Source organism: Ruegeria sp. ANG-S4, assembly GCF_000814005.1.
Taxonomy (GTDB): domain Bacteria; phylum Pseudomonadota; class Alphaproteobacteria; order Rhodobacterales; family Rhodobacteraceae; genus Ruegeria.
The window spans coordinates 92984-119347 of sequence record NZ_JWLK01000010.1; the positions used below are offsets into that span (position 1 = coordinate 92984).

Here is a 26364-nt window from a genome sequence, read left to right on the forward strand (position 1 = left end):
TCCTTGGCCGCGTTGGTTAGCAACGCCCCATCGGGTTTGCAAACGCTTTCCATAGGTGAAACGTCGCTGCTCTGTTACAGTGATTTCAACGTGTTGCGGGTCCGGAGTGTGTAAATGACGAAAATTGCCAAGATCACCCTTCTGTTTGTCGTGTTCGTGGACCTCATTGGACAGGGGCTGGTCTTTCCGATCATCAACTCGTTGATCATGGAAACAAAATCCGGGTTCCTGCCTGACAGCACGTCCATGGGAACAAGGCACCTGTACTATGGTTTGGTGATCGGGTGCTTTTTTCTGTCTTGGTTTCTGGGTGTTGTGTACGTGGCCAAGGTCTCGGACTCGATTGGACGCAAGAACGCGCTTTTGGTTTGCCTCGGCGGGGCCCTGGCAGGCTATGCGCTGACAATTGCGGCGCTCTACCTCAACAGTCTGTTGCTTTTGATCATTGGTCGGTCGATCACCGGGTTTACGGCAGGGAACCAACCCATCGCGCAGGCTGCGATGATTGACGGCAGCACCGACGCTGCGGACCGGGACCGCAATATGGGCTATATCATCACCGGCGTCAGTTTCGGTCTGGTCGGCGGCCCGATAATAGGCGCGGTTCTTTCGGATGCGAACCTTTTGGGCAGCTTTGCCACATTGAAAACACCATTCTACGGTGCCTTTGTCCTGGTGTTGATCGCGATCTTTCTGGTGCTTTTCTTCTTCAAGGATTTGCGCACCGAGCGAACCCGTTTCGTGTTCCGCCCAAGAGATATCACCGACAGTCTGATTGCTGTGCGCGAGCATCCACTGGTTCTGAAAATCCTACCGGTCTACGCCTTGTTCATGATTGCGAACGTCACCTTTTATGTGTTCGTCGATAACTTCCTGACCAGTGCCTGGGGCTATGGCGTGATCGGCGGCAGCATGGCGATGGTTGTCATCGGCTTTGCGCTGGCGTTCTCAAGCACGTTTCTTGTCAAGCCAGCGCAAGAAAGGTTCAGCAAGCACCAGATCATCTACACGTCTTTGGTCGTGATGGTGATTTGCGGTTTCGGATTTGCCTTCAGCCCAAGCGGCGTTCTGAGTTATGTGCCCGTGTTCTTTTTCTACTTCTTTTTTGGCGTGTCATACCCGACCTTGCTTGGGCTGTTTTCCTCGTCCGTCAGCGAGACAGATCAAGGGTGGGTCATGGGTGTGACGACTGCAGTGTTCTGCCTGGCGGGCGGGGTCATGTCGCTGATCGGCGGCGGGCTCATGAGCTTTGATATCCGCCTGCCGTATTACATCGTTATTGCCACCGCTCTGATGGGATTGGTCGGCATGCACCTGCGCTGGAAAGGCAAAGAGATCAAAGCCTTGTTAACCTGAGATCGTTTCGACAGTCAGATTGCCATTGGTGTACACGCAGATGTCGGCAGCAATCGCCATGGCCGCGCGCGCAACGTCCTCGGCAGGTTTGTCACTGTCCATCATTGCGCGGGCTGCGGCCAAGGCAAAGTTACCGCCCGATCCGATGGCGGCCACATCGTGCTCTGGCTCCAGCACGTCCCCTGCCCCGGTGATGACGAACAGGTCCTTTCCGTCGGTGACGATCAGCATCGCCTCAAGCTTTTGCAGGTATTTGTCCGTGCGCCAGTCTTTCGCCAGTTCGACCGAGGCGCGCGCCAATTGACCCGGGGTGGATTCCAACTTGGCCTCCAACCGCTCAAGCAGCGTAAACGCATCCGCCGTCGACCCTGCAAAACCGGCGACGATTTCGAATCCGCCCGGTGACAGTCGTCGCACCTTGCGCGCGGTCCCCTTGATGACGGTTTGGCCCAGACTGACCTGCCCATCACCGGCAATAACGACCTGACCGCCTTTTTTGACGCCAATGATGGTCGTCCCATGCCATCCGGGAAAATCGCTGTCTGCCATGAAAGCCTCCGTTCTCACAGTCGCTATATATGGGCCGCGCAAGAGACAGGCGCAACCCGTTCTAAAACCGCTCAAAAGATATGCACTGAGCGCAATTCGGGGTTACCAGACCAGCAATTGTGAGTCCGCGACAGCGGGACTACATGAGCCTTACAACCGACAACGGGTCGGCTGTTTCAGACAAAAGGACTGCGCACATGGCAAATTCTGCAACAAAACATGCGCCGCTCGGAGCAGCTACCATCCTGCACATCGCGGACGCTTTCATCTCTGCCTTCGACAACGTTGTCGAATGGAATCAAGATCGCAAGACACGCAAGCTGCTGTCCGGGCTGACGGACGCACAGCTGGACGACATCGGTCTGGATCGCGCGGACATCGCGAAGATCTAAGGTCCCGACAAGATCGCCGAATTGGAACAGCCGCCCGGACACCCGAGCGGCTTTTTCTTTTTAATCAAGTATATAGTTTCCTGTTTGATCCGGAAGATAGGCCTCGATAGCCGCCGTAGCAACGACAAGATGTTTTCCGGATGGGTCATCGACAACGTCCAGACCACCTTTGATCGCGCGCACCTCGGCACGGCCTCGCGGCAAATCGGCGGCGATTTGGGCGCAATCGACCTTTTCGGGTTGCTGCACGCCGATGGTCACCTGAACACGCATATCGGTATGGTCTATGCCAAGCTTCGAGAACAACGTGATCGAGGAATGATGCAGAGCATCCTGCACGGCACGGCGGGCGGCCTTGGTATAGTCCTGACCATAAAGATCATTACCGGTGCCCATCTCAAGAATGATACGCTTATCGCTCATTGGGCGGGCTCCATGTTGAACGAGACAATGACAGCAGCATTGGCAATCACCGTGACTCCCTGCGTATGCGGCTTGTCGATGTCCAGCCCGCCAAGTGACGCCGTGATGTTGGGTTGACCATAGGGAAAGATCGCCTTCAGCGCTTCGGTATCCACAAGCTCGGGTTTCTGCACTCCGATCTCAGCATCGATGATCATCGCCTCTTTTGGGAACCCGAACGCCTCTGCCATGTTCACGGAATTGTGCCAAAGTGCATCCTTGATCGCCCGCGATGCGGCCTCGGTATAGTCTTCGCGCCTGAGCGATGTGCCCATTCCGAATTCTACTAGTACCCGTGTTTTGGGCATGTCGCCTCCTCTATGTCGTTTCACATAGTATCCAGCACGCAAGGTGCCAAAATGTAAGACCCAGAACCGACAACCCAATCCAGCCAAAAGGAGTTTCGCCAACAAATTTGGCGGCTTGCGATGTTACAAACCGACGATTCTCGCTAAAATCGGGCTGCAATCCAAAAGGGAGGGGTCTGAGGCAATGGTGTGCTTGAAACGCGTGATGCTGCTGGTGGGGTTGGGGTGTGCGGCGGCTCCGGCATCGTCGGAGGAAATTAAAAGCAAACAAGAGTTCCTGAAAATGGTCGCCGACAAGAGACTTGTTCAGGGCGAGACTTGGGTGAAAATACTGAAAGACGGCACGGTTGAAGGCAAAGGCCCAGAAGCCGGAACCATCAGCGGGTCTTGGGAGTGGAAGGAACAATATTACTGTCGGGACCTCGTCATTGATGACGTTCCCCTGCCCCATGATTGCCAAGAGGTCGTGCTGGAAGGCGACACCGTTTCGTTCCGACACAGGGACGGCAGCGGGATTTCCGTAAGTTGGAAGATTGAGTGATTGGATCACTGCCACTTAAAGACCCGCCTGCCCAACAAAAAAGGACGCCAAGATTCAGGCGTCCCTTCGCATTTACCGATTGCAGGCGGTTAGATGGATTCGTCGATCCAGCTTTGCAGCGCGGCTTTGGGCGCAGCGCCGGCGCGGTTCGACACAACCTGACCGTCTTTGAAGATGAACAGAGCCGGAATGCCGCGTACGCCCATGGCGGCGGCTGAATTCGGGTTGCTGTCCACGTCTACCTTGGCGATTTTTATCTTGCCGCCATATTCGGTCGCCAGCTCTTCCAGTGCGGGACCAATCTGTTTACACGGGCCGCACCATTCGGCCCAGAAGTCCACGACAACGGGAACATCGGAATTCTTGACTTCGGCGTCAAAGGTATCGTCGGTTACGGCAACGGTCGACATGATCTGTCTCCTGAAAGAGGTACGCTTGGGCACTGAACCTAGGTGCGCGGATTTGCAAGGTCAAGAGATCGCCGCGCGGGCCAAAGCATCCGTCACAAGATCGTGTGGCACCCACATCAAGTCAGCTGTTCGGGTCCACAAAATGGCGGTGCGAATGGTCCGATCGGGATAGATTTGGGACAGTGCGCGCTCATACGCGCCCATCTGGCGCAGCAGCCCCTCGGGGCAGGACTCCGGGCTGTCCGGAACTATTGCATTCGACTTAAAATCAATGACTTGTACTTGATCCTCGGCCACGATCAACCGGTCGATGATGCCGTGAATTCTGCGTCCATCAAGATTGGCAGAGACGGGAACTTCTGCCAGAGTGTGAGGTGAAAACAGAAACTCAAGCTCTGGCGCGTTCAAAACGCGCTCAACTTCTTGCAGCAGATCGTCGCGTTTCGGTCCCTGCATATCGGGCAGCAACCGGGCGCAAAGCTGTGAACGGGTATCGGGCGCGACAGACGGCAAGTGTTCCAGCAACAGATGCAGGTGTGTCCCGCGCTGTTTGGCTTCTTCTTCGTCCAGGCCGGCGTCGCCTGGCAACGCCTTGGCCCCGCCCAAGTCTGATGGGCTGAGCGTACCTTTTGGCAAGACTGGATCCACAGCGGGCCGGTGGTAAATTTCGGGTAAATCCAACGCCTGGCTTTTCGGTTTGTCGCCCGAGACCAGTGGCAACGCACACCAATCGCCATGGGCAAGCCGTTTTGTCCGCGAGCCGGGTACATTTACCGCCCCTGCCCGCTCCATCGCGGCCTCGACCAGTTGGTACCAGCTGTTGCCGTCTTTGCCGACATCTCCGGCGGCGGCAACGATCAACCACTTTTCCGCCCGAGTCAGAGCCACATAAAGCAGTCGCAGCCGTTCGTTCTCTTCCCGCTCGCGGGCGGCATCCCGGGCTTGCGTGATTAGTCTGGGTGACGCACCGGCAGGAAGCTTCCAGACCGGTTTATCCCCCGCGACCATGATTTCCGCGTCCCGTGGCGGTTGTCTTTTGCCGGTGTCGGGCAGGATGACAATCGGCGCCTCCAACCCCTTGGAGCCATGGACGGTCATGACCCGGATCATGTCACCAACGCCTGTCATCTGGCGCTTGATTTCCAGATCGTCCGTTTGCATCCAAACGAGGAAGCCGGTCAGACTGGGAATATCCGTTCGTTCATAGGCCAAGGCCTGTGACAGCAAGGCGTTGATGCCGTCCTCGGCCTCTGCCCCAAGTCGGCCCAGCAGTTTTCGCCGACCGTCGTGGCGCGTCAGAATACGTTCGATCAAGTCATATGGGCGCAAGAAATCGGTTTGTCCGCGCAGATCGTTGAGAACCGAGAGCGTATCGGGAAACTCGTCCGCACGCCCCCGCAGGGCCGCCCACAGGTAAGTTTCCTCGCGCCGGTGCGCCAGATCAAAAAGTTGCTGTTCCGACCATCCAAACAGTGGAGATTTGAGAACCGTGGCCAGCGACAGGCTGTCTTCGGGCGTCGCCAGAAAACTCAACAAGGCAGCCAAATCCTTGACCGCCAGTTCTGCGCCGACTTTCAGACGGTCCGCCCCCGCAATGGGTAGATTTTCAGCTTTGCAGGCGCGAATGATCTCGGCAAACAGGTCCGAGCGACGCTGTACAAGGATCAGAAAGTCGCCGGGTGTCACATTGCGGCGTGCGAAAATGCCGGGCGTGCTACCATCGATGGGTATCGTTTCACCGTTGTTGATCATATCCCGAATTGACCAGGCGACTTTTTCAGCCAGCAGGACGGTATGGTGGCGGGCACCGGGTCGGTCGACCGGGTCGGTCCAGTCGCCATCTTCTTCCTCTTCGACTTTTTCGATCACGGGCCACAGGTCAACGCGACCCGGTAGGTCGGCCTTGAATGCACGGTGTTGCGATTCCTTCTGAAACCCGGCCTCAATCTGATTTTCAAACAGAATATCCACCAGGCTCAGGATCGCACTGGACGACCGAAACGAGTATTCCAGCGTGGAATTCCAAAGTTTAGAGCCTGATTCCTGCAATCGTTGCCCAAACTCGGCCTGCATCCGGTCAAAGGCTTGAGGGTCAGCGCCCTGAAAGGAATAGATCGACTGTTTCTTGTCCCCCACAACGAAGATGGTGCGCTCAACGTCAGAGCGCGCGCCCTCTCCGCTGGTGAATTCCTGAGCTAGCTTTTCGATTACGTCCCACTGGCCGGGGCTGGTGTCCTGGGCCTCGTCCACCAGAATGTGGTCGATGCCGCCGTCCAGACGATACAGCACCCATGCCGCCACCGCTGGGTCATTCAGGACCTGACGGGCGCGCAGGATCAGATCGTCAAAGTCCAGCCAACCGCGCAATTGCTTGCGGCGTCCGTATTCCGGCAGAAAAACTGAAGCAAACCGATGAAGAGCATGTGACTTTCGAGCAGCCATGAGCGCAAGCCGCTGCTCTCGGGCGCTCTCAACCCGCTTCATAAAGTCATCCAATTGCGACATTCGGTCCGCCAGCGCACCTTCACGCACGGGCTTCGTCGGAAAGTTCCCAACCTTTGCGGCAAAAGGCTCTTTTGCGGACTTGCCAAAAAGAAAGACGCTTTCCAGTGCTGGCAATGCATCCATATCGGCAGTCGAAACCGCAGAGAGCTTGGCAGCCGCTTTGGCGTTGTTTCCACCGCTCTCCGTCAGAACAGGAAGAATGGATCGCAGCAGATCAACCTCGCCGCCCAGAAAGACGCTGCGAAGCAGCGCTTCTTCATCAAAGTCATCCGGCAGTCCGAAAACGGTCAGCAAGTCCTCAAATGACGATGGCTGCGCAAACAGAGTGCGCTTTTGCGAAATTGCCGCCGTGAGTTTGTCGAGATCGGTATCCGTGACAAACCGCGCGATTTCCGTGATTAGATGGGCGTGGGGCCCATCGGCGAAGTCTTCGACAATTTCCTGCCGCAACAAAGCGGCGGCGCGGTCTTCCATCTCCGAGAATTGAGGGCTTACCCCGGCTTCTAGGGGGAACCGACGCAGCAAGGACGCGCAGAACGAGTGGATTGTTTGGATTTTCAGACCGCCGGGCGTTTCGATGGCGCGCGCAAAAAGCGTGCGGGCCTGCGCCAGACTGTCTTGACCGACATCACCGTCGACACCAAGGTCGGTGAGTTCCGTCCGCAGCGTCGCGTCATCCAGCATTGCCCAGTGACCCAGCCGCTTGAACAACCGGTTCTGCATCTCGCTCGCCGCGGCCTTGGTATAGGTCAGGCACAGGATGTGCTGTGGCTGAACGCCGCTCAACAATAGCCGCGCAACCCGATCCGTCAGAACGCGTGTTTTGCCAGATCCCGCATTCGCCGCCAACCAGGTCGAGGCATCCGGGCGCGCGGCTTGCACCTGCCGCTCGGTCGCATCGTTGCGTGCGGTCATGTCAGGTCCTCGGATATGGTTTGCGCTGTTCGATCCCATTCCCCGAACCGCGCCAGATGGTCATAGTCACCGATATCGGTATCCTTGTGCAGCATTCTACGGGACGAGAACCCCTGATCAGGCTCTAAATAGGCCGAAATCAACTTCTGTAGCTCTGCCAGGACCTTGTCAGAAGGCTCGTTATCCAATGGCGCCGGCACTTCTTTGTAGCTGCCGCCCATCCCGATAAAGACGGCCTGCGCCACGGGCAATGGATCAAAACCCTCAAGTCCGCCTTGTTCGGCGACGGCAGCCTCGATCAAAAGCTGTTTTTCGAACTTGGCTTGCTGGTTTTCAGTTGGCGGTACGCCCGTTTTGTAATCGACGATCCGAAGGGCGCCGCGGCTGTTGACGTCGATCCGGTCCGCACGCCCATTTAGCGTGAAAGCCAACTGGCGGATGTCCAGCTTCAACGCCGCCTCAAATGCAACTGGGCCGCCATCTGTCCTGCGCAAGCGTTCGGCCGTCAGAAACTGATCTGCAATCCGTTCCAACCGAGCCAGCCAGAGCGCCCGCGCCGTCGGCCAGGCCACATGTTCGGCCAACAGCGTTTCGGCCCGTTTCAGGAAATTCTCTCGGGTCAATAGCGCCATATCCAAGACGCTATCCCTCACGAAGTGTTCGAGGATCTCGTGAACCACGATACCACGCAGCAACGCGTCAGGCGCTTGCACCAGCGGGTCCAGTGGCCTCAGCCGCAATACATGCTTGGCGTAGATTGCATATGGATCGCGGATCAGGCGCTTGATCTCGGTCACGGACAAACGCCGTGGTCGGGCCGCGACCGGAGGGCAGGGCGATGGTCGATGTGCGGGCGCAGTGCGGGGTGCGTCTTCCAGCATCGCTGCCCAACGCAACCACTGGTTCCCTCGGCCGCGCATGTCGGCAAGAGACTGCGGTCCGCCTTGGTCCGGCAGGCCTTGCAACAGATTGATGAGGCGGTTCAACCAGCGTGATGCAACGGTTTCGGCATCGTCGGACCGGACAGATCGGGTCAACCAAACCTCGGCTGCACCGATGGCTTGTTGAAAGTCGTGCGCAGACAAACCGATCCTGCGTTCTGGCAGCAACAAGCCCGCCTTGTCGCGCATCTGGCGGTTCAACCATGGATCGGGCGCGGGCGCCTCGGGCCAACTGCCTTCGTTCAGGCCACCCAAGATCAACAGATCGGCGCCCTGAACGCGCGCCTCAAGCGTGCCCCAGATCATGATGCGCGGGTGTGGCGCATCGCGGTCACGCACCTCTTCCCCGGCAAGCAGTGCGCCCAGCAGATCGGCAAAGTCATGCGCTGACATCGACCCGCCGTGATGGGCTTCGTTTTCTAGCGCGGTGACAACAGAAAGTGCCTTTTGGCCTGCGTTCTTTTCCCACAGCGTTCCCGTACCCCCGTCGGACCCGCCGGAAATCGCCTGCGCCAGCGTGCGAAGACGCGCGACCCAGTCAGCGGTCGGTCGTTCGCCGGGACACTGTTGGTCGCAGAAGTTTTCCGTAACCCAAGCCAGCCAAGTCTCCGAGATACCGTCGCCTGCGCCGAAATCCTCCATACTCTCGCGGCTCGGGAACGGGGGGCCGTTGCGACGCAAATGCAGTTCCAGATCGCGGGTATGCAACAGATGCGTTCCGCGCTCGCCACCGTCATGGCACAGCGGATGCTTCAACAGCGTCAAAAGCGCCTCGCCATCCAGTCTTCGGGCGAACAATCCGGCAACGTGGCGCAGGAACCGGCCAGGCGGTGAAAGCTGTAGCGGCAATCCGGCGCTATCGTCGGGCAGAATGTTCCAGCGATCCAGCGCCGCGCTAACCTGCCGTGTCAGCATCCGATCCGGTGTGATCAGCGCTGCCGTTTGTCCATCTTCTGCCGCCTGTCGCAGCCGCAGGGCAATGGCCAGCGCTTCGGCGCGGGGTGAAAGCGCCTCGACCAGTGTCAGGTCACGGGTGGCGCCCTCGATATTGTCCAGCGTTGGCCCTTCGGCCATCCATGCATCCGTTATTGGAGCAGGGCGCAAAGCCAGCGAAACCAACCGGTTACGCGCGGGAGAAGGGGGTGGATCACCCGTCCATGCCCTGACGTCGCTTGGCTTTAACCCCAGCTTGTTCATCAGTTTACTGAACCGGAATTGCGGATGATCTTCGCTGGTCAAGGCGTCATTCAGTCGGTCCCAGACATAATCCGGCTGATCGAAATCGAACCCGGGCAGAATCAACGCCCCCTGCGGCAAACGGGCCACCGCCTGCATGAGCATCAGGGTCGTCCCGCGCGACCCGGTTGACCCGGCAAGGATCACCGGGTGCTTGGGCGGGGTGTCTTGCCAGTCGGCGATCAAGGCCTCGACAACGCGTCGTTGGCGGGCTTGGGCGTCAAGCGCGCCGTCCCCGGATGAAATGAGTTGATCCGCGATCCCGACGAATTTCTGTGCGCGCTCCCAATGACCCGACATGTCGCTGACATCCAGTTTCCGGATCGCATCTGCCGAAACGCCTTCGCCCTGCATCTCATCAATCAGGGCGGCGAGGCTGTCGGACAGATCAAACAGAGAGGCCCGCGCCGCCAGATCGGGTTGCTGATCCAACAACTTCGCGATCAGCTGCGTCAACTCTAGTCGACGGCGCAGCGCAGGGATCGCCGGTGGAATGTGCCCAAGATCGGCGCTTTCGCCCAGATCGGTGACAAGGGACAAACGGGGCAACAAGCACGGCGCCCCTTGGTCAAACAAATCCCGGACACGGCGTGCCATTCGACGCGTATTCACGACCAGTTGCACGCGGGCCAGCGCCTCGGGTGGTTGCGCGGCGGTGCGTGCCCGCAATCCGTTGACCAAAGCCTTGGGAAAGTCTGCGCCTGGAGGCACTGCAAAAACGCGGGGCGTTGTGCCTTGATCAAACATCGGTAATCAAACTTTCTGCCAACGCGACCCCGCCCGGATGGCCAACATCGCACCACCGCCCGGGGTATTCCACCGCAAACAATCGCCCATTGTCGTGTATTCTGTCCCACAGCGCATTCAGCGAGAAAACATCGTCGGGTATGGCATGCAACCCGTCCGGTTTGACGATTTGCGCACCGCCATAGATCAGCCCGGGGCCGCGGGTGATACGCCCCGTGTCGTCCCGGCTGAAATCGCCAGGGCCGGAATGGCCAATCGCTTGTGCAACCGGAATACACATCAAAAGCGCGTCCATTCTGTCTGGGTCCCAAGCATTCTCCAAAAGCCTGAGCGGATTTGGCCCAGCCCAGATCGCGTCGGAATTCAAAGTAAATACCGGACCCGTCCCCAACAAAGGTAATGCGGCCCGCAAGCCGCCGCCGGTGTCCAGAATCCTGTCCTTTTCGTGAGAGACAAGAACCTCCGTTGCCGAAAGATGCGCAATTATCTGGTCGGCCAGATAGTGCACGTTCACGACGGCTCGGGCGGGCTTTTGCGCGTCGACGAGGTCCAACGCATAGTCGATCAATGGTCGCCCTGATACTTCGATCAACGGCTTCGGTCGGGTTCGGGTCAGGTCGCCCATACGGGTTCCAAACCCGGCGGCAAACAACATCACGGCGTCGGGGTTTGTCATCATTGCGGCTTCAGCTGTGCAAGGTGTTCCGGTGTCGGAGCAGGGAGCGTATCGCGGATGATCTGCGCAATTGAGGTCAGCGCAGGATGTTCGAGGTCGCGCATCAGATGAGCCCAGGCGGCGGGGATCAGGTCAACATATTGCGGTTTGCCGAAATCGGTCGCCAGCCGCGCGAACCCGCCCAATATCCTCAAATTTCGTTGCGCACCCAGCACGCTATAGGCGGTTCGGAAGTCGTGCCCGTCAACGCCCGTGGCGTCAATGTACCGGTCAATCATACGCATTTCGATCCCGGCGGGTACCGACCGTCGGACATCTTGCAGCAGCGACATCAAATCGTAGGCTGGATGCCCCAGCATCGCGCTCTGGAAATCCAACAGTCCAACCCGGCAAAGACCTTCACGGTCCGGCAACCAGATCAGGTTTTCAGCGTGATAGTCCCGTTGCACAACAACTCGCGCCCCGCCGGTTTCCCTGTGCAAGATGTCCGCAAACCGCAACTCAAACCGGTTTCGCGCGTCCGTGTCATGTGTGCCCATGATGCCCTGCGCATATTTGGTAAACGCCAGAGCCGCGTACTCGGTCATCAGACTTGGATCATAGCTTTCCAGCGTCAACACCGGTGCGGCGTGCAGGTGGACCAGAACATCTGTTGCGGCGGCGTAAAGGGTTCGCTCGAGACCGGGGTCTTTTTCAAGAACGCGGGCGAAGAGGGCGTCACCCAAGTCTTCCAAAAGCAGAAACCCGAATTCAAGATCCATCGCATAGATCTCGGGCGCGCTCAGGCCGATGGACCGCAAGTGGTTTGCCATGCGGACAAATGCACCCATGTCTTCGTTCTGTTCCGGCGGCGCGTCCATCAGAACCGCGGTTTTTCCACTGGCTGGGTCAGTCAGGCGTTCGTAGCGACGATTCGAGGCGTCCCCGGCCAAAGGTACGTGCTGGGCGTCCGCCCATTGCGTGCCGGCGGTCAGCGCCTTGCCCAGAATATCACGATTTGTCATCGCAGACCCTCCAGCCTGTCCTGCCATTTGGGGTCGGACCAACGAATTTGAAGGTTCCGGGTGTCCTCATCCCCCAGATCCGTCCGAAATCCAAACGTCAGGGCAGAAGGCGGGGTCAGCGGCCCCAGTTTTTCGGGCCATTCAACAAGGCAAACCGCCGTTTCAAAAGCGTCTGTAAGGCCAAGTTCTTCGACCTCGGAAATGTCAGAGAGTCGGTAAAGATCCGAATGCCAAATTTCTCCAATCACTGTCTCGTAGACTTGGACCAGCGTGAAAGTCGGAGAGGGGACATCCTCGGGCTTGCGCATCAGGGATCGGATCAAGGAACGCGCAAAATGTGTTTTTCCACTGCCGATGGCACCTTCCAGCAGAAGAACGTCGCCGGGTTGCAAAACTGCGCCCAGTTTCTTTGCCAGATCAGTGGTTTCTTCCGGTGATTTCAGTGTGATCGCAGCGGGATTTTGCATGGCGCCACAATGGACGTGCCGCCAGCCAGCCGCAACCCGGTTCAGGCACTGATTTTCTGAATTTCAGACGTTTGCTCTGGTTGATGACCAAGCGAAAACCGAACGATGGTCGCCCCGTTTTGCATCGGACTGACCGTGCAAGTCATACTTTGGCCATCCCGCCGCGACATGTCCGCCGACCATTGGGTGCGATTGTCGCGCATTTCGACGAAATCCCGAATTTCACCCAGAACCGGAGTGGCCATGCATTGCTCCTGCCATCCGCGAGTTACATCCAGCACAGTTGCAAGTTCGAATGCCGTCTCTTCCGGCTCACCCCACAGCTGATTGTAGGCGTAATTGGTCAGGGCCAATGTGCCGTCGTCGGAAAAAACAGCGATCGCATCCGCCAGTTTGTCGAGTATGGACTGCATGAGGCCCATTTCCGCGCGAAACCTGCGGGTCAACGTAATTTCAGCCGTGATATCTTCGAACAAAAACGCCACAGCCCCGTCCGGATGCGGCCGGCCGCTGACGGAATATACCGATCCGGAAGGCAGTGACCAAGTTTCCTGATAATTCCCGTCCTGTGCGGCTTCGACCAGGTCATTCATCTGGCGGCGCCAACTGCGGTAATTCTTGGGCTCCGGCATCATGTGCTGATCCCGCATGCGATCAAAAAAGCTGGATAGGCTGGGACGACAACTCAGGAAATCGGGCGGCAGATTGGTCAGGTCAATCAGTGCCGGATTGAACAGGGCCAACTGGCGGTTGCGGTCGAAGATGGCAAGCCCGATGGACAATTGCGCAAAGGTCTTGGTCATCGTCTGGACAAATTTACGCTGTGCGGCCTCAGCCTCGACAATCGCATTGATGTCAGTCGCATAGATCAACTGACCTTCGTCGCGATCGACATGGGCCAGGTCAAACCAAAGCTTGTTCTTGCTGCCTGTCACCGCGACCGACACCCTGGATTTCCTGCCCAGATTGTTCTGGCCCTGAATCCGATGGAACAAAGGCTCGGTCAGGTCTGCGTCGCGGCCCCTTGCCTTGCGCACCAACGAAACATACGCCGCGTTGCACCATCGAACCCTGTCTGACCGGTCCAGCAGAAGTACCGGGTAAGGGGCTTGATCCATCGCAAGGCGAATTGGGTCGTTTGGATCCCGGGTAATCGGGCACGTTTCGCGATTTCGTTCACGCAATTGTACGCGGGCGATACCATCGATCCATTCGCACAGGACCTCGCGTTCGATTGTGCAATCTATGGCGGTTACGATCAGATTGCCTTCGGTCCGAACAGTTTCCGGTGTCTCGGGAAAGGTTGGAAAGTCGCGTTTCAGCAATCGTCGCAAATCTGCCCAATCCTGTACCGTCTCGTACCCGGCCAAGGCCACATCCGAGTGGCTGATCAGGCGGTTCCCGTCGAACAGAAAAACCGTATCGAACAGTGTATTCGGCGTTGCCAGCCCGTAATCGCCGACCCAGTTCGGGCGGCGCGGCAACAACCATTGCAACGAAAAGCCGGCAGTAATCAGGCTGATCACGGCCAGAATAATCCAGTCAGCCATAACAGCGACATCCCCTCGGTCCACCGTGCCGACTATGGACGGCAATAGTTAACGGGGCCTTAATTCAAATCTGGAATGGCTGATTTGCGCCGGACGGAACCGGTGAATCACCTTTTTGCGCGTCGATCAGCTTGCGTTGCCAGGACACCTGAACGATGGCACCGCGCCGGTCCGGGTCGGTGTTCAGGTTCTGGTAGGGATCGGTCCCGTTCGCGAATTTCAACTCGGCGCCGCTGCGCTCCAGCAGGGTCTTGGCGATGAACAGACCTAGCCCCATGCCAACATATTCAGGGCGCGCGGACTTGTCGCTGTCTGAACGCCGCCGTCGCATGAAGGGGTCTCCGATCCGGCCGATCATGTGCGGCGGATAGCCCCGGCCATCGTCCATGATACAGATCGTGATTTGATCCGGGGTCCATTCGGCCTCGACCCAGACATTTGCCTGTGCGAAATCCACGGCGTTCTGGATCAGGTTGCGCAAACCGTGGATGATTTCGGGTTTGCGCAGTATCGAAGGCTGCTGCATGTCGGCGTCGCCGCTGGGACGTTCGCCGAAATGGACCGATTTGCCACGATTTACGTGAGGCTCGGCAGCTTCGTGAATAACCGTCGTCAGAGGTGCCTGGCGCAGATGCAGATCGTCTTTTCCCGCGCGACCCATGTTCCGGAGAATGTCCCGGCACCGATTTGCCTGTTCGCGGATCAAGGCGGCGTCTTCCATAAGGTCTGGTCGGTCGTCCAACTCTTCGATCAATTCGGAACTGGCCAGCTTGATCGTGGCCAAAGGCGTACCCAATTCATGCGCGGCAGCGGCGACAACGCCGCCCAGGTCGGTCAGCTTTTGTTCCCGAGCCAGCGCCATGTGGGTGGCCGACAAGGCTTCGGACATGGATTGAACTTCAGAGCTGACGCGGTGGGAATAGGCTCCGATGAACACGATAGCGATAATGATCGCGACCCAGTTCCCGAATAACAGGGTGTCCGGCATGTCCAGAACCAGGCCCAGATTGGTCCGAAGCGGCAAATGAAACTGGGCCAGAAGGCTGGTCAGAACAATGGCAACGGCCCCCACGATCAGCGTTGATCGCGTGCTCATCACGTTGGCCGAAATCGTCACCGGACCGACCAACAGCAGCGCGAAGGGGTTGTTCAATCCACCCGTCAGGTACAGCAAAAACGACAATTGCAACAAATCGAACAGCACCATCAGGAAGTTTTCGAATTCGGACAGGCGCTTGTTTTCGGGGAATAAAAGGATCGCAGTCAGGTTGCCCATGACCGAAACGCCGACCGCAAAGTAGCACAGCCCCAGTTCAAGCTGCACATGATAGGTCTGCTGCGCGACGGTGATCGCGGTAAGCTGGCCGATAATTGCGACCCAACGCAACAGGATCAGCGTGCGCAGGCGAATCCAACTGCTGCGCTCCTGTCCTTGCCACAGGCTGATCTTGGATTCTGCCATGGGTCGAATATGTCCTATTGCGTCGGCTTGGTAACTTGATAGGTGTCCGGGCCGTTACGATCAACAACCCTGCTTCAGGACAACTGCCATGACTCGCCTTTATGCCATTCTCGCAACCATCGTTCTGGCCGTGGGCCTGGGGGCAATGTGGCTCATGACTCAAGGGGGCGGGTCGGACGACAAATTCGCCCAATGCCGCACCAGCCAGATCGCAGGCGGCGCTGCCGCGATCGGAGGGCCGTTCGAGCTTGTCAACGGCAAGGGGGAAACCGTGACGGATACGGATGTGATCACCGAACCCACGCTGGTATACTTCGGATACACGTTCTGCCCCGATGTCTGCCCCTTTGACATGTCACGAAACGCCGAAGCCGTTGATATCCTGGCCGAGCGTGGACAGTCGGTAACGCCCCTGTTCATCTCGATCGACCCGGACCGGGATACGCCCGAAGTGGTGGACGATTATGCATTCAACCTCGGGGGTAAGACGATTGCGCTGACCGGGTCACCCGAACAAGTCAAGGCCGCAAGCCAGGCCTACAAGACCTATTACAAAGCCCATGACAAAAGCGATGAGTTCTATCTGGTGGACCATTCGACCTTCACGTATCTGGTGACACCTCAGGACGGGTTCATTGAATTTTTCAATCGTGATGATACGGCTACGCAAATGGCCGATAAGGTTGGGTGCTTTCTGGACAAGGTCTAGGCCGCCACAGGCTGTTTGACCTTTGGGTTGGCGCTGCTAAAACTCATGTGTAAGCCAAATGCATGAAATAGCGGAAAGACCTATACATGGCAGACATTTCCCAGCTTGAAATCGGGCCTGATAAATCCCTGCTTCTGGTGGATGATGACGAGCCGTTTCTGAGACGTCTGGCCAAGGCCATGGAGAAACGCGGCTTTGAGGTTGAGACCGCAGGCTCTGTTGCCGCGGGCCGCGCTATTTCAACTGCCCGCCCACCTGCCTATGCGGTGGTTGATCTGCGTTTAGAGGATGGCAATGGTCTGGACGTGGTCGAAGTGCTGCGCGAGAAACGGCCTGACAGCCGGGTTGTGGTTCTGACCGGATACGGTGCTATCGCAACAGCCGTCGCTGCGGTGAAAATTGGTGCAACCGACTATCTGTCGAAACCCGCTGATGCCACGGACATCACCAATGCTCTGTTGGCCAAGGGTGACGAACTGCCCCCGCCGCCGGAAAACCCCATGAGCGCCGATCGCGTGCGCTGGGAGCATATCCAGCGGGTTTATGAGCTGTGTGATCGGAATGTCTCTGAGACTGCACGGCGGCTCAACATGCACCGCAGGACATTGCAGAGGATTCTGGCGAAACGCAGTCCTAGGTAGGTTGCGCGTCACGCTTGCTGAATGCCTCCAGCAGTTCCGTGCCAGACCCGAATACAGCGTCATCACCCAAAGTCCCGGTAATGCCGTAGCGGTCGATTTCTGCTTTCACGCGCGGCTCAGTAAACAGAAACACCAGCCGAATGCCCCTGTCCTGAAGGGTCTTGCATAGCGACCGCAGTGTGTAGCCGGCTGTATAATCGATGTCGTCAATGGCAGACGCTTCGATACAAAACCACGAAACCTCAGGTTGGGCATCTTGCACGATTTCGAACACTTCCGTCGTGAGCCGCTGGGCGTTTGCATAATAAAGCCCGTGTGAGAACCGATAGACAACAAGACCGGGCTCGTACTGTGCGTGACTTGAAACTGGCTTTGAGTGCCAGCCGCCGCTCTCTGCCTTCACGATAACCGCGTTCTTGGGCCGGTATCCGTGGCGCGTGTGGTCAATCAATGACAGCACCATCGCCAGCAGGATGCCCTGCTCAACCCCGATAAAGACAACCACGGCGGCCGTTGCGACGGCCACCCAAAACTCGGATCTCGCTTGCCGGAAAATCGTGCGCAATCCGCGCAGGTCGATCAGGTTTAACCCAATCAGAAAGACTACGGCAGACAGCGCGGCATTCGGTAAATAGGCCAACGGTGCGGTCAGGAACAGGATCACGATCAGAACGATCACTACGGTCGTCAACTGGGCGATCTGAGAGTGGCCACCCGCGCTGGTCACCATCTCGGTTTTGGTCGGACTGCCATTTACAACGAAAGTCCCGGTGAAGGCGGCACCGAAATTGGCAAGCCCCAAGCCCGTAAGATCGGTGTTTTCGTCGAACTTCTCGTTGTAACGCGCCGCATAGGCCCGCGATGTTGCAGCGCTTTGCGCAAGGATGACCACAACGATCGAAAATGCGGTTGGTGTCAGTTGCTTCAACAGGGTCCAGCTCCAATCCACATCGGGAATGGAAAAACTGGGCAGGCCGCTGGGAACCGCCCCTAAAACCGAGATGCCCGCTGCGCTAAACTGAAACCCCCAACTCAACAGGATCACACCGATGACGGCGATAAGAGGTCCCGGTATTCGGGCCGACAATTGCCTGCCGCCAATGACGACGGTCAGAACCGAAAGAGCAACCAGCAGCGTGGGCCAACTGATCTGATCGTAGTGCTGGGCGATGCTGGACAGTTTGGCAAGCGTCCCGTGCGCTGTTGCCTCGATCCCCAGCATGGTAGGTACTTCCCCAATCGCCACTTGAATGCCAACGCCGGTCAAAAATCCGATCAGCACGGTTCTGGATAAAAAATCAGCCAGAAAACCGAGGCCGATGACACGAGCCAGCAACAGGAGAATGGCAGCCATCAAAGCCAGTAATGAGGCCAAGGCCAGATATTCGGACGAGCCTGACACCGCCAGGCCCGCCAGTGCCGAAGCCGTGATCGCTGCGGTGGCCGAATCTGCGCCGACGACAAGGTGTCTTGAAGAGCCGAAAATGGCGAACAAGGCCATCGGGATCAGGATCGTGTAAAGGCCGGTGATGACCGGGGTGCCAGCGATCTTGGTATAGCCCATCACTTCGGGGATCGCGAGGCTGGCAAAGGTCAGCCCGGCCAGAATCTCGGCCGGAAGCTTCGACGGTTCAAACGGCAGAATCCCCTGAAAGACCGGCAGTCGAAATCTGGATTTTGATTTCTGCGCGTCCGCCATTCACGGTCCTTCAGAACATGCTTGTACGAATATCATACGAACACGCCAAGGTTTTTGAACCCTGGTGTGTCTCTGGCTGGCCAAAAGGCGCGAAACTGAAAGGGAGTTGGCGGCTGCCGTTTCTCAAGTTGCCTCTAACAACGCCGCGTGCCGGTCCGTGTAGGCCCGCCGCACCTCAATCGGTGGCCGCAACTTGATCTCCAGCCCCTCCATCACTGCCATATCGGGGCGACCAAAGAACTTCGTAGCCTCAGCTTCGGAAAACCCCGCGATCTGCGTCGCCTCCATCCATGCACTGATCTTGTCGGCCTTTTTGACCTGCCGTTTCACCGTTTTTGGCACCGCTGCGGGCAAACCGAACCGGATATGGATTGCTACAGCCAAACGGTCGTCCAAAGCGCCATAGCCGGGGCCAACTGCGGATTTAACGGGCGAAATCATGTCGCCGATCACATATTCCGGCGCGTCGTGTAACAGGGCCGCAAGCCGCCATTTTGCCGGTGCATTTGGTGCGATGCGGCCAAAGAGCTCTTCAACCAAAAGGGAATGTTCGGCCACCGAATATGCAAAATCTCCCTTTGTCTGCCCGTTCCAGCGGGCCACAAAGGCCAGCCCGTGCGCAATATCCTCGATCTCGATGTCCACAGGTGTCGGGTCCAGCAGGTCCAGCCTGCGACCTGACAGCATTCTTTGCCACGCTCTGGGTTGTGTTGCCATTCTGCCATGCCTTGTGAAGTAGGACACATTCAATCGGTGTTTTTGTGGTATGATGTATCTGTCAGGATCACCGGCTGCCAACAATTTCTTGAGCATTCGTGCTTTGAACCAATTGGAAGTGATCCCGACATTATGGACTGAGGGGGTGCAGACGCCTCTCAGTCGCGCGCCCTCTCGAAACGAAACACGTATCGAAAGGAGCTTGCTATGTTCAAGCGTTTGTTTGCAATCGCCCTGACTTTTGGAATGGCTGCCACCGCGCCCCCGGCTTTTGCCCAGAATTGTGCACAACGCGATGATGTGATCGCCAAACTCAAGGACAGCTATTCGGAAGAACTGGCATTTGGCGGTTTACAGAAATCACGTGGTGGACATTCGGTCATGGAGGTTTGGACCTCGAAAGAGACGGGCAGCTACACCGTTCTCGTGACCCATGCGAACGGCCTGAGTTGTATTGTCGCCGTTGGCACTGATTTTTTTGAAGCGATACCCAAAGCTATCCCGGACGGCATCCCAAGCTGATCCCTAGCTGCCCGGATTTGATCTGCGCCCTGATTTGATAACCGTCAGGTCATCCGGAAATCGGCTGAGATAACGCTGCGTTTTTGCGCCTGACAGAAAATGCTTGAGCAGCATCTTTCGCATTTTTCCGCTGTTGGGTTCCAGCGGCTTGTTGACCGATTGAAACATGTCGAGTTCAGGAAAATACCTGTCGGAAAAGGCTTTCATCGCATTGGCAAAGCGCGGGCTCAGCTCTCCCTTCGGGTCTTTCCACGGTTTGGTCTTGCCGATGAAGTGAACAAGGTGGGGTTCCATTTGCATCGCAAAAAGTAGGGATGACCAAGTGAACTGCCAGTTCCACATGGGGCTGATCTCGGCCCAATCACCTTGCAGAACCGCATTGTACAGGTTCTGATCGTGCCGGATCATGATATCAGCATTCGCTTTGCCAAGCGCAAGGCAGCGGTTCAGCAGGCCCTGTTCGTTGTACCGCGCGACATCCATCAGAATGACGCCCGCATTGAAATAAGGCGCGGCCTTCAGGTTCAGGGACTTGAATTGCTTGGGTTTGCGGCCCGGCGTTCGCCATTGCGTATTGTCCCGCACTGCCGCTATCGCATGGGGCGCAATATCCAGATCCAAAAGCGCACTGAAATCGCCGCCCTGAATAAAGATGTCACTGTCGAGATACAGGATGCGATCATATTCGTCCGCAAAAGCCGCCGGAAGCGCCAGACGCAAATACACATCGTGGCTTTTCCCGCGGTCCAATCGCAGACCTTCGAACAACCCGTCGGTTTTCACGTAGCAGAGGCGGATATTCAGATGGTCCAGCGCGGCGGGTATCGCCACCGGACGCTCGTCATAGCAAATGCAGATGTCGAAATCGCGTTCGGGGTGCAATGCCGCAATCTGTGATGCCGCGTGAGCTGCAAAGACAAGATAATTCTGATCGCAGCAAAACATGATGGCTTTTCGAAAAGCGGCGGGCCCCGAGGCGGACAAACTCAGCTGCGGCATCGTTTTTTCCATCAGAAAGTGCGGTCGACCCTAACGCGACGATTGCATGTACCGCCCGAGTTTCGTTCAGCGCGGATGCCCATTTCGTTACGCATTGCAGGACAAGGATGTCAATGCTAGATGCCCATTCAGCAAATTCGGAGAGGTCCTATGGGCAGTGACTACATAGTCAAAGATATTTCGCTGGCTGATTTTGGCCGCAAAGAACTGGATATCGCTGAAACCGAGATGCCGGGCCTGATGGCCCTGCGTTCGGAATATGGCGAGAGCAAACCGCTGAAGGGCGCGCGGATTGTCGGGTCTTTGCACATGACAATCCAGACCGCTGTTCTGATCGAGACTTTGGTCGCACTGGGCGCTGATGTGCGCTGGGCGTCGTGCAACATTTTCTCGACGCAAGACCACGCGGCAGCAGCGATTGCGGCAGCGGATATTCCGGTTTTTGCCATCAAGGGCCAGACGCTGGAAGAACACTGGGATTACCTGGATAAATCCTTCCTGTTCGACGATGGCCCCAACATGATTCTGGACGATGGCGGTGACGCGACGCTCTATATCCTGTTGGGTGCGCGGGCCGAGGCGGGTGAGGACATCATCCCGGTTCCGACCTCGGAAGAGGAAGAAGTGATCAAGAAGCAGATCGCCAAACGTATGGCAGCAAGCCCAGGCTGGTTCACCAAGATGCGCGACCAGATTCAGGGTGTCTCCGAGGAAACCACAACCGGTGTGAACCGCTTGTATCAGCTGGTAAAAGACGGCCACCTGCCGTTCCCTGCGATTAACGTGAATGACTCGGTCACCAAGTCGAAATTCGACAACAAATACGGCTGCAAGGAATCGCTTGTCGACGGCATCCGCCGCGCCACCGACACGATGATGGCCGGTAAGGTTGCCGTGGTCTGCGGTTACGGTGATGTCGGCAAAGGCTCTGCCGCGTCGCTGCGCGGTGCCGGTGCCCGTGTGAAAGTGACTGAAGTTGACCCGATCTGCGCGTTGCAGGCTGCGATGGACGGTTACGAAGTTACCCTGCTGGAAGACGAAGTCGAAACCGCAGATATCTTTATCACCACCACCGGCAACAAGGACGTGATCCGCATTGAGCATATGCGCGAGATGAAGGACATGGCCATCGTCGGCAATATCGGCCACTTCGACAACGAAATTCAGGTGGCCAGCCTGAAGAACCACAAATGGACCAACATCAAGGAACAGGTGGACATGATCGAGATGCCCTCGGGCAGCCGTATCATCCTGTTGTCCGAAGGCCGTCTGCTGAACCTCGGCAACGCCACCGGCCACCCCTCGTTCGTGATGTCGGCCTCGTTCACCAACCAGGTTCTGGCGCAGATCGAACTGTTCACCAAGGGCGATCAGTACGAAAACAAAGTCTACATCCTGCCCAAGCATCTGGACGAGAAAGTGGCCCGCCTGCATCTGGACCGGATCGGCGTGAAGCTGACCCAGATGGATAGCGAGCAGGCAGCATATATCGGGGTCAAGCCCGAAGGCCCGTTCAAGCCGGAACACTACCGCTACTGAGCGCGGTTCGAGTATGACCGAACCTTCTGGGCGCCGCCGGTATCTATTGCTGGCGGCGTCTTTTGTTTTCAGGATTGCAGTTGTCGCGATCTTGTTGGGCGGAGGTGGCTGGTGGTTGTTGGCGCATCCTGAAACGCCCGTTCCGTCACATTGGAATCCTCTTCGCGCGCTGAGTGTGACCGCGCCTGTGACGCCGGTCACGCGGTATCAACTGAACCGAGCGCTGGCGGACGAAGCGCAGTGTCGGGCGGCGATATCCCAAGCGGGTGCTCGCTTTGACGCGATGGAGGATCTGGTCGTTGACCAGAACTGCGGCATCACTGGTCGGGGGATGCTGTCGCAGCTTGTGAGCGCACAGATAAATGGGGCCGAAACCAACTGTCGAACCGCATTGCGGCTGGTCCTGTGGGAGCATCACGTCGTTCAGCCCGCTGCCCGTGACATACTGGGGACCGAGGTCGCGGGATTGCGCCAAATTGGCAGCTACAATTGCCGTAGAATGCGCACGGCACAGGGTGACAACAGTCGCTGGAGCAGCCACGCGCGCGCGGACTCAATTGACATCATTGGTGTCGTTCTCGCTGACGGGCGTAGTTTGACCTTAGTTGAGGACTGGGGCGGCACCGGCCCAGAGGCTGATTTCCTTCGACAGATCTGGCGCGGTGCGTGCGATTGGTTTCGCGTGGTTCTGGGCCCTGATTTCAACCGTTTGCACGCAGATCATTTCCATTTGCAAGGACCCGGCTGGGGCTATTGCCGCTAGGGTGGTGAGCGGGTTTTCACCTGTTTTGTACCCAAGGATGGAAAACGGGCCCCATTTCCTTTCCGGGGCCCAGACGCACCGCGGCTGTTTGCCAACCGTGAGCAACGCCAAAGCGCCGCAAGCGGAATCCGCGACACGGGCAAGCGTTACGATTTGAGCGTGAGATATACAGACGATCTAAAAAAAGATGCGGGTTAGAGCCTGATATGGAGCTTTTGACCAAGGTCCCTGTCGGTTGCAGCCTCGCGTTCCATAATGCGGATGCGGCGACTGTCACGGCCGGTCACGAGTCAGAGCTTGAAACCGTTAAAACAATTGCCGATCAGTGAACGCGTTGAATTTTAGAGAAAACTTCTGAACTTGGTGTTTGATCTGACACAGTGACATCAGCTAACTTCGACCCGTGACCAGGACGGTCAGGACCATGATTTTCCATACGCGTGTGGTGAGTTGGGAGCACGCGGGGGTAGGGAAGGTTCTGATCCGTCGGAACCTTCCCTTTTTAATCAGCCTGTGTCTGGCCCAGCTCGCAAATAACGGACCATTCGTCGTCCGTCACCGGCTGAACCGAAAGGCGGGAGTTCTTGACAAGCACCATCTCGCACAATCGTTCGTCAGCTTTGATCTGATCCAGCGTGACAGCTGTTAGAAAAGGCCGAACCGCTTTGATATCCACGCATTCCCACCGTTCATCATCGGTTGTGCTGTCCGGATGCGCTTCGGCACAGACTTCGACAATGCCTACAATCGCTTTGTCCTTTTGGGAATGATAAAAGAAGCCACGGTCGCCAATCGCCATCTGGCGCATGAAGTTTCGCGCCTGATAGTTGCGCACACCGTCCCATTCTTCGCCTGCTTCACCTTTGGCGACCTGTTGATCCCAGCTCCAGGTTGAGGGTTCGGATTTGAACAGCCAATTCGCCATCAGCCGATTACCTTTTTCCACGGGATCAGCTCGACCGACTGAAACAGCCCGGCCTTGGCATAAGGATCACCGTCGGCCCACGTTTGCGCCGCGTTCAGATCTTCTACATCCAGAATGATCAACGACCCAATCATATCGTCACCATCCAACAGAGGCCCGGCCTGCGCGACGACGCCCGTTTCCTCGATGTAGGCCAGGTGCGCCGAACGGTTGTCCAGCCGGGTTTGCAAGGCGCCGTCCTTGTCACGGGCAATCAGGGCGATCAGCATTTCATTCCTCCTTGAGTGGGCGATTGAGCAAGGTGTCAATTGCGTCTTTGACGTTGATCTTACCGTGGCTGAGATCGGCGACAATCATGCTTATGGGGATGTCCAAACCTTCGGCAGTGGCCAGGTCGGCTACGGCGCGGGCTGTTGCGACGCCCTCGACGGTCGTGTTTTGATCAAAGGGACGATTTAGACCCAAACACAGGCCAAAGCGATAGTTTCGGGACAACTCTGACGAGCAAGTCAAAACCAGATCACCCAGTCCCGACAACCCCATCAAGGTGTCAGCCTGCGCACCGCGCATCAACGCGTATCGCTGCATTTCGGCAAACCCGCGCGTCATAAGGGCCGCGCGGGCACTGTCGCCCAGCCCCGCACCGATTGCCGCACCGCAGGCAATTGCCATCACGTTCTTCAAGGCCCCACCCAGCTCAGCGCCAATTGTGTCGGTGGTGCGATAAAGCCGCAGATTACTGGTCGTGAGTTGCGTTTGCAATGATCGCCCCACGGTTTCGTCGCCACATGCCAGCGTAAGCGCCGTTGGCAGCCCCCGCGCGATATCATCGGCAAAACTGGGTCCCGTCAAAAGCGCGGGTTGTGCCTGCGGTACCGTCTGTTGCGTTACGGAAATCGGACCCAGTCCGGTCGTCAGTTCGATTCCCTTGCAGCATGCCACCAGAGTCTTTCCCGCCAACATGTCGGAATGTTCGGTCAGCGCCGACCGAAGGTTTTGCATGGGCACAGCCAAGAGGATGACATCGGATGCGGCCGCACCTGCAATGTCCTCGGTCACGGTCACATTTGATGGCAAGGCGACACCTGGCAACCGCGCGGTATTCTCGCGTGCTTCCTGCATCCGTCGGGCATGATCAGCGCTGCGGGCCCACAAGGTGACGGGCCCATTGCCGGCCAGCGAAATTGCCAATGCGGTCCCGAAAGCACCGGAACCCAGAACTGAAACGGTCAAGCCTTGGCCCCCTTTTTACCGCCACCCAGCATTGCGGGGCTGTCCTGATCCAACGGCCACCGCGGGCGGGCCATCAGGTCCAAACCGTCCCGCGCGCCAGCTTCAAAACGCTCCATCCCCGCAAATGCGATCATTGCTGCGTTGTCCGTACACAGGCCGAGTGGCGGAGCGGTAAAACGCACACCAATGTGGGAACAAACCGACTCTAACGCTGACCGAATGGCTGAATTGGCTGCCACGCCGCCCGCAACGGCAATCACCGGGTCGTCAGGTTCCTGTTCCAGATAGAGGGCAATTGCGCGGCGGGTTTTTTCGGCCAACGTATCGACGATCGCCAGTTGAAACCCAGCGCAAAGATCGGCTCGGTCCTGTCGCGTCAAACCACCTTTTTCAGCGACAATCTGATCGCGTGTCCGCATTAACGCAGTCTTGAGGCCGGAAAACGACAGGTCGCAACCGGGCCGGTCCAGCAATGGGCGCGGAAAGCGAAAACGTTTGGGATCACCCGAACGTGCCTCGGTTTCGACCGAAGGGCCGCCGGGTTGTTTCAGGCCCAGCAAGCGCGCAGTTTTGTCAAACGCTTCGCCCGGCGCATCGTCGATGGTGCCGCCCAAGCGGGTAAACTGTTCCGGCCCCTGGGCGATCAGGTATTGGCAATGCCCGCCTGAGACCAGCAGCATAAGGTAGGGGAACGCGATTCCGTCAGTCAGTCGCGGCGTCAGCGCGTGACCGGCCAGATGGTTGACCCCGATCAAGGGCAATCCTGTGGCCGCGCTCAAACCTTTTGCGCACATGACCCCGGACATGACCCCGCCGATCAACCCGGGCCCGGCAGTGACGGCAATGGCATCCATGTCACGCAGGCTCAGCCCGGCGGCATCCAGCGCCTGAACCACGCAAAGGTCCAGTTTTTCGGCATGGGCACGGGCCGCGATCTCGGGGACGACGCCGCCGAACGCGCTGTGCAGCTCGGTTTGGCCATGCACGACAGAGGACAGAATTTCGACTTTCGACTCCCCGGTTTTTTGCACAACTGCGGCGGCTGTGTCGTCACAGCTGCTTTCCAGTCCGAGGATCGTAAGTGTTTGCACCATTG

The 26364-nt window shown here is 57.6% G+C and carries 27 protein-coding genes; 9 read left to right on the forward strand and 18 right to left on the reverse strand.

Features of this window, described 5'->3' with window-relative positions; genetic code table 11:
- Nucleotides 1-114 precede the first annotated feature (114 nt).
- A complete protein-coding gene (locus RA28_RS21455) occupies nucleotides 115-1356 on the forward strand; it encodes an MFS transporter (protein ID WP_039533245.1) in 1242 nt (413 codons plus the stop codon).
- On the opposite strand, the gene hslV is transcribed toward RA28_RS21455, so the two are convergent.
- The gene (hslV, locus tag RA28_RS21460) at nucleotides 1348-1905 is read right to left on the reverse strand and encodes an ATP-dependent protease subunit HslV (protein WP_039533246.1); all 558 of its coding nucleotides are present in this window, start codon (nucleotides 1903-1905) and stop codon (nucleotides 1348-1350) included. The genes RA28_RS21455 and hslV overlap by 9 nt on opposite strands.
- Before the next feature lie 197 nt (nucleotides 1906-2102).
- On the opposite strand from hslV, the gene RA28_RS21465 reads away from it, so the two are divergent.
- On the forward strand, nucleotides 2103-2297 hold the full coding sequence (locus RA28_RS21465; RefSeq protein ID WP_039533401.1) for a DUF1127 domain-containing protein: 195 nt from the start codon (nucleotides 2103-2105) through the stop codon (nucleotides 2295-2297).
- A 60-nt stretch (nucleotides 2298-2357) separates the two neighbouring features.
- Here the strand turns inward: RA28_RS21465 and RA28_RS21470 are convergent, their stop codons facing one another.
- Together RA28_RS21470 and RA28_RS21475 are read right to left on the reverse strand one after the other, a co-directional pair.
- A complete protein-coding gene (locus RA28_RS21470) occupies nucleotides 2358-2720 on the reverse strand; it encodes a Lin0512 family protein (protein WP_039533247.1) in 363 nt (120 codons plus the stop codon).
- Nucleotides 2717-3067 (reverse strand): Lin0512 family protein, encoded by a 351-nt coding sequence (locus RA28_RS21475; RefSeq protein ID WP_039533248.1) that lies wholly within the window; start codon nucleotides 3065-3067, stop codon nucleotides 2717-2719. The genes RA28_RS21470 and RA28_RS21475 overlap by 4 nt, the downstream gene beginning before the upstream one ends.
- 205 nt (nucleotides 3068-3272) lie before the next feature.
- Here RA28_RS21475 and RA28_RS21480 point away from each other — a divergent pair, with 205 nt between their 5' ends.
- Nucleotides 3273-3608 carry a hypothetical protein gene (locus RA28_RS21480; protein ID WP_152612131.1) on the forward strand — a complete coding sequence of 112 codons (336 nt, stop codon included), beginning with the start codon at nucleotides 3273-3275 and terminating at the stop codon, nucleotides 3606-3608.
- Nucleotides 3609-3697: 89 nt separating this feature from the next.
- Here the strand turns inward: RA28_RS21480 and trxA are convergent, their stop codons facing one another.
- From trxA to regB, 8 genes are all read right to left on the reverse strand, one after another.
- Entirely contained in the window at nucleotides 3698-4018 is a 321-nt protein-coding gene (gene trxA / locus RA28_RS21485; protein ID WP_039533251.1) for a thioredoxin, read from the reverse strand.
- Between the two features lie 60 nt (nucleotides 4019-4078).
- Nucleotides 4079-7438: a double-strand break repair helicase AddA gene (gene addA / locus RA28_RS21490; protein ID WP_039533252.1), complete on the reverse strand. Its 3360-nt coding sequence runs from the start codon at nucleotides 7436-7438 to the stop codon at nucleotides 4079-4081.
- Nucleotides 7435-10362: a double-strand break repair protein AddB gene (gene addB / locus RA28_RS21495; protein WP_039533255.1), complete on the reverse strand. Its 2928-nt coding sequence runs from the start codon at nucleotides 10360-10362 to the stop codon at nucleotides 7435-7437. The genes addA and addB overlap by 4 nt, the downstream gene beginning before the upstream one ends.
- The gene (locus tag RA28_RS21500; protein ID WP_039533257.1) at nucleotides 10355-11041 is read right to left on the reverse strand and encodes a nucleotidyltransferase family protein; all 687 of its coding nucleotides are present in this window, start codon (nucleotides 11039-11041) and stop codon (nucleotides 10355-10357) included. Before RA28_RS21500 ends, addB begins: the two co-directional genes overlap by 8 nt.
- Nucleotides 11038-12042, reverse strand: a complete 1005-nt coding sequence (locus RA28_RS21505; protein WP_039533259.1) for an aminoglycoside phosphotransferase family protein — start codon at nucleotides 12040-12042, stop codon at nucleotides 11038-11040. Before RA28_RS21505 ends, RA28_RS21500 begins: the two co-directional genes overlap by 4 nt.
- Nucleotides 12039-12509 (reverse strand): tRNA (adenosine(37)-N6)-threonylcarbamoyltransferase complex ATPase subunit type 1 TsaE, encoded by a 471-nt coding sequence (tsaE, locus tag RA28_RS21510; RefSeq protein WP_039533260.1) that lies wholly within the window; start codon nucleotides 12507-12509, stop codon nucleotides 12039-12041. The genes RA28_RS21505 and tsaE overlap by 4 nt, the downstream gene beginning before the upstream one ends.
- A gap of 41 nt (nucleotides 12510-12550) precedes the next feature.
- On the reverse strand, nucleotides 12551-14059 hold the full coding sequence (locus RA28_RS21515; RefSeq protein WP_039533403.1) for a PAS-domain containing protein: 1509 nt from the start codon (nucleotides 14057-14059) through the stop codon (nucleotides 12551-12553).
- 64 nt (nucleotides 14060-14123) lie between these two features.
- Nucleotides 14124-15521 (reverse strand): sensor histidine kinase RegB, encoded by a 1398-nt coding sequence (regB, locus tag RA28_RS21520; RefSeq protein WP_039533262.1) that lies wholly within the window; start codon nucleotides 15519-15521, stop codon nucleotides 14124-14126.
- An 88-nt stretch (nucleotides 15522-15609) separates the two neighbouring features.
- On the opposite strand from regB, the gene RA28_RS21525 reads away from it, so the two are divergent.
- Nucleotides 15610-16230, forward strand: coding sequence for an SCO family protein (locus tag RA28_RS21525; protein WP_039533264.1), 621 nt, complete (start codon nucleotides 15610-15612; stop codon nucleotides 16228-16230).
- Between the two features lie 86 nt (nucleotides 16231-16316).
- A complete protein-coding gene (locus tag RA28_RS21530) occupies nucleotides 16317-16871 on the forward strand; it encodes an ActR/PrrA/RegA family redox response regulator transcription factor (protein ID WP_039533265.1) in 555 nt (184 codons plus the stop codon).
- On the opposite strand, the gene RA28_RS21535 is transcribed toward RA28_RS21530, so the two are convergent.
- Together RA28_RS21535 and RA28_RS21540 are read right to left on the reverse strand one after the other, a co-directional pair.
- Entirely contained in the window at nucleotides 16864-18570 is a 1707-nt protein-coding gene (locus tag RA28_RS21535) for a SulP family inorganic anion transporter (protein ID WP_039533267.1), read from the reverse strand. The genes RA28_RS21530 and RA28_RS21535 overlap by 8 nt on opposite strands.
- A gap of 123 nt (nucleotides 18571-18693) precedes the next feature.
- The gene (locus tag RA28_RS21540) at nucleotides 18694-19287 is read right to left on the reverse strand and encodes an HD domain-containing protein (RefSeq protein ID WP_039533268.1); all 594 of its coding nucleotides are present in this window, start codon (nucleotides 19285-19287) and stop codon (nucleotides 18694-18696) included.
- A 207-nt stretch (nucleotides 19288-19494) separates the two neighbouring features.
- Between RA28_RS21540 and RA28_RS21545 the strand changes: the two genes are divergently transcribed.
- The gene (locus RA28_RS21545) at nucleotides 19495-19809 is read left to right on the forward strand and encodes a hypothetical protein (RefSeq protein ID WP_039533270.1); all 315 of its coding nucleotides are present in this window, start codon (nucleotides 19495-19497) and stop codon (nucleotides 19807-19809) included.
- Between the two features lie 3 nt (nucleotides 19810-19812).
- Here RA28_RS21545 and RA28_RS21550 read toward each other — a convergent pair whose 3' ends face one another.
- The gene (locus RA28_RS21550) at nucleotides 19813-20808 is read right to left on the reverse strand and encodes a glycosyltransferase family 8 protein (RefSeq protein WP_241481188.1); all 996 of its coding nucleotides are present in this window, start codon (nucleotides 20806-20808) and stop codon (nucleotides 19813-19815) included.
- 150 nt (nucleotides 20809-20958) lie between these two features.
- On the opposite strand from RA28_RS21550, the gene ahcY reads away from it, so the two are divergent.
- From ahcY to RA28_RS23095, 3 genes are all read left to right on the forward strand, one after another.
- The gene (gene ahcY / locus RA28_RS21555) at nucleotides 20959-22347 is read left to right on the forward strand and encodes an adenosylhomocysteinase (protein WP_039533275.1); all 1389 of its coding nucleotides are present in this window, start codon (nucleotides 20959-20961) and stop codon (nucleotides 22345-22347) included.
- 13 nt (nucleotides 22348-22360) lie between these two features.
- Nucleotides 22361-23110 carry an extensin-like domain-containing protein gene (locus RA28_RS21560; protein ID WP_039533277.1) on the forward strand — a complete coding sequence of 250 codons (750 nt, stop codon included), beginning with the start codon at nucleotides 22361-22363 and terminating at the stop codon, nucleotides 23108-23110.
- 206 nt (nucleotides 23111-23316) lie between these two features.
- A complete protein-coding gene (locus tag RA28_RS23095; protein ID WP_342585430.1) occupies nucleotides 23317-23439 on the forward strand; it encodes a DUF2853 family protein in 123 nt (40 codons plus the stop codon).
- 173 nt (nucleotides 23440-23612) lie between these two features.
- Here the strand turns inward: RA28_RS23095 and RA28_RS21570 are convergent, their stop codons facing one another.
- The 4 genes from RA28_RS21570 to tsaD are packed head-to-tail and all read right to left on the reverse strand — an operon-like array spanning nucleotide 23613 to nucleotide 26362.
- Nucleotides 23613-24035, reverse strand: coding sequence for an EVE domain-containing protein (locus RA28_RS21570; protein ID WP_039533278.1), 423 nt, complete (start codon nucleotides 24033-24035; stop codon nucleotides 23613-23615).
- Nucleotides 24035-24304, reverse strand: a complete 270-nt coding sequence (locus RA28_RS21575) for a YciI family protein (RefSeq protein WP_039533281.1) — start codon at nucleotides 24302-24304, stop codon at nucleotides 24035-24037. The genes RA28_RS21570 and RA28_RS21575 overlap by 1 nt, the downstream gene beginning before the upstream one ends.
- 1 nt (nucleotide 24305) lies before the next feature.
- A complete protein-coding gene (locus RA28_RS21580) occupies nucleotides 24306-25268 on the reverse strand; it encodes an NAD(P)H-dependent glycerol-3-phosphate dehydrogenase (protein ID WP_039533283.1) in 963 nt (320 codons plus the stop codon).
- Nucleotides 25265-26362, reverse strand: a complete 1098-nt coding sequence (gene tsaD / locus RA28_RS21585) for a tRNA (adenosine(37)-N6)-threonylcarbamoyltransferase complex transferase subunit TsaD (RefSeq protein WP_039533406.1) — start codon at nucleotides 26360-26362, stop codon at nucleotides 25265-25267. The genes RA28_RS21580 and tsaD overlap by 4 nt, the downstream gene beginning before the upstream one ends.
- Nucleotides 26363-26364 lie beyond the last annotated feature (2 nt).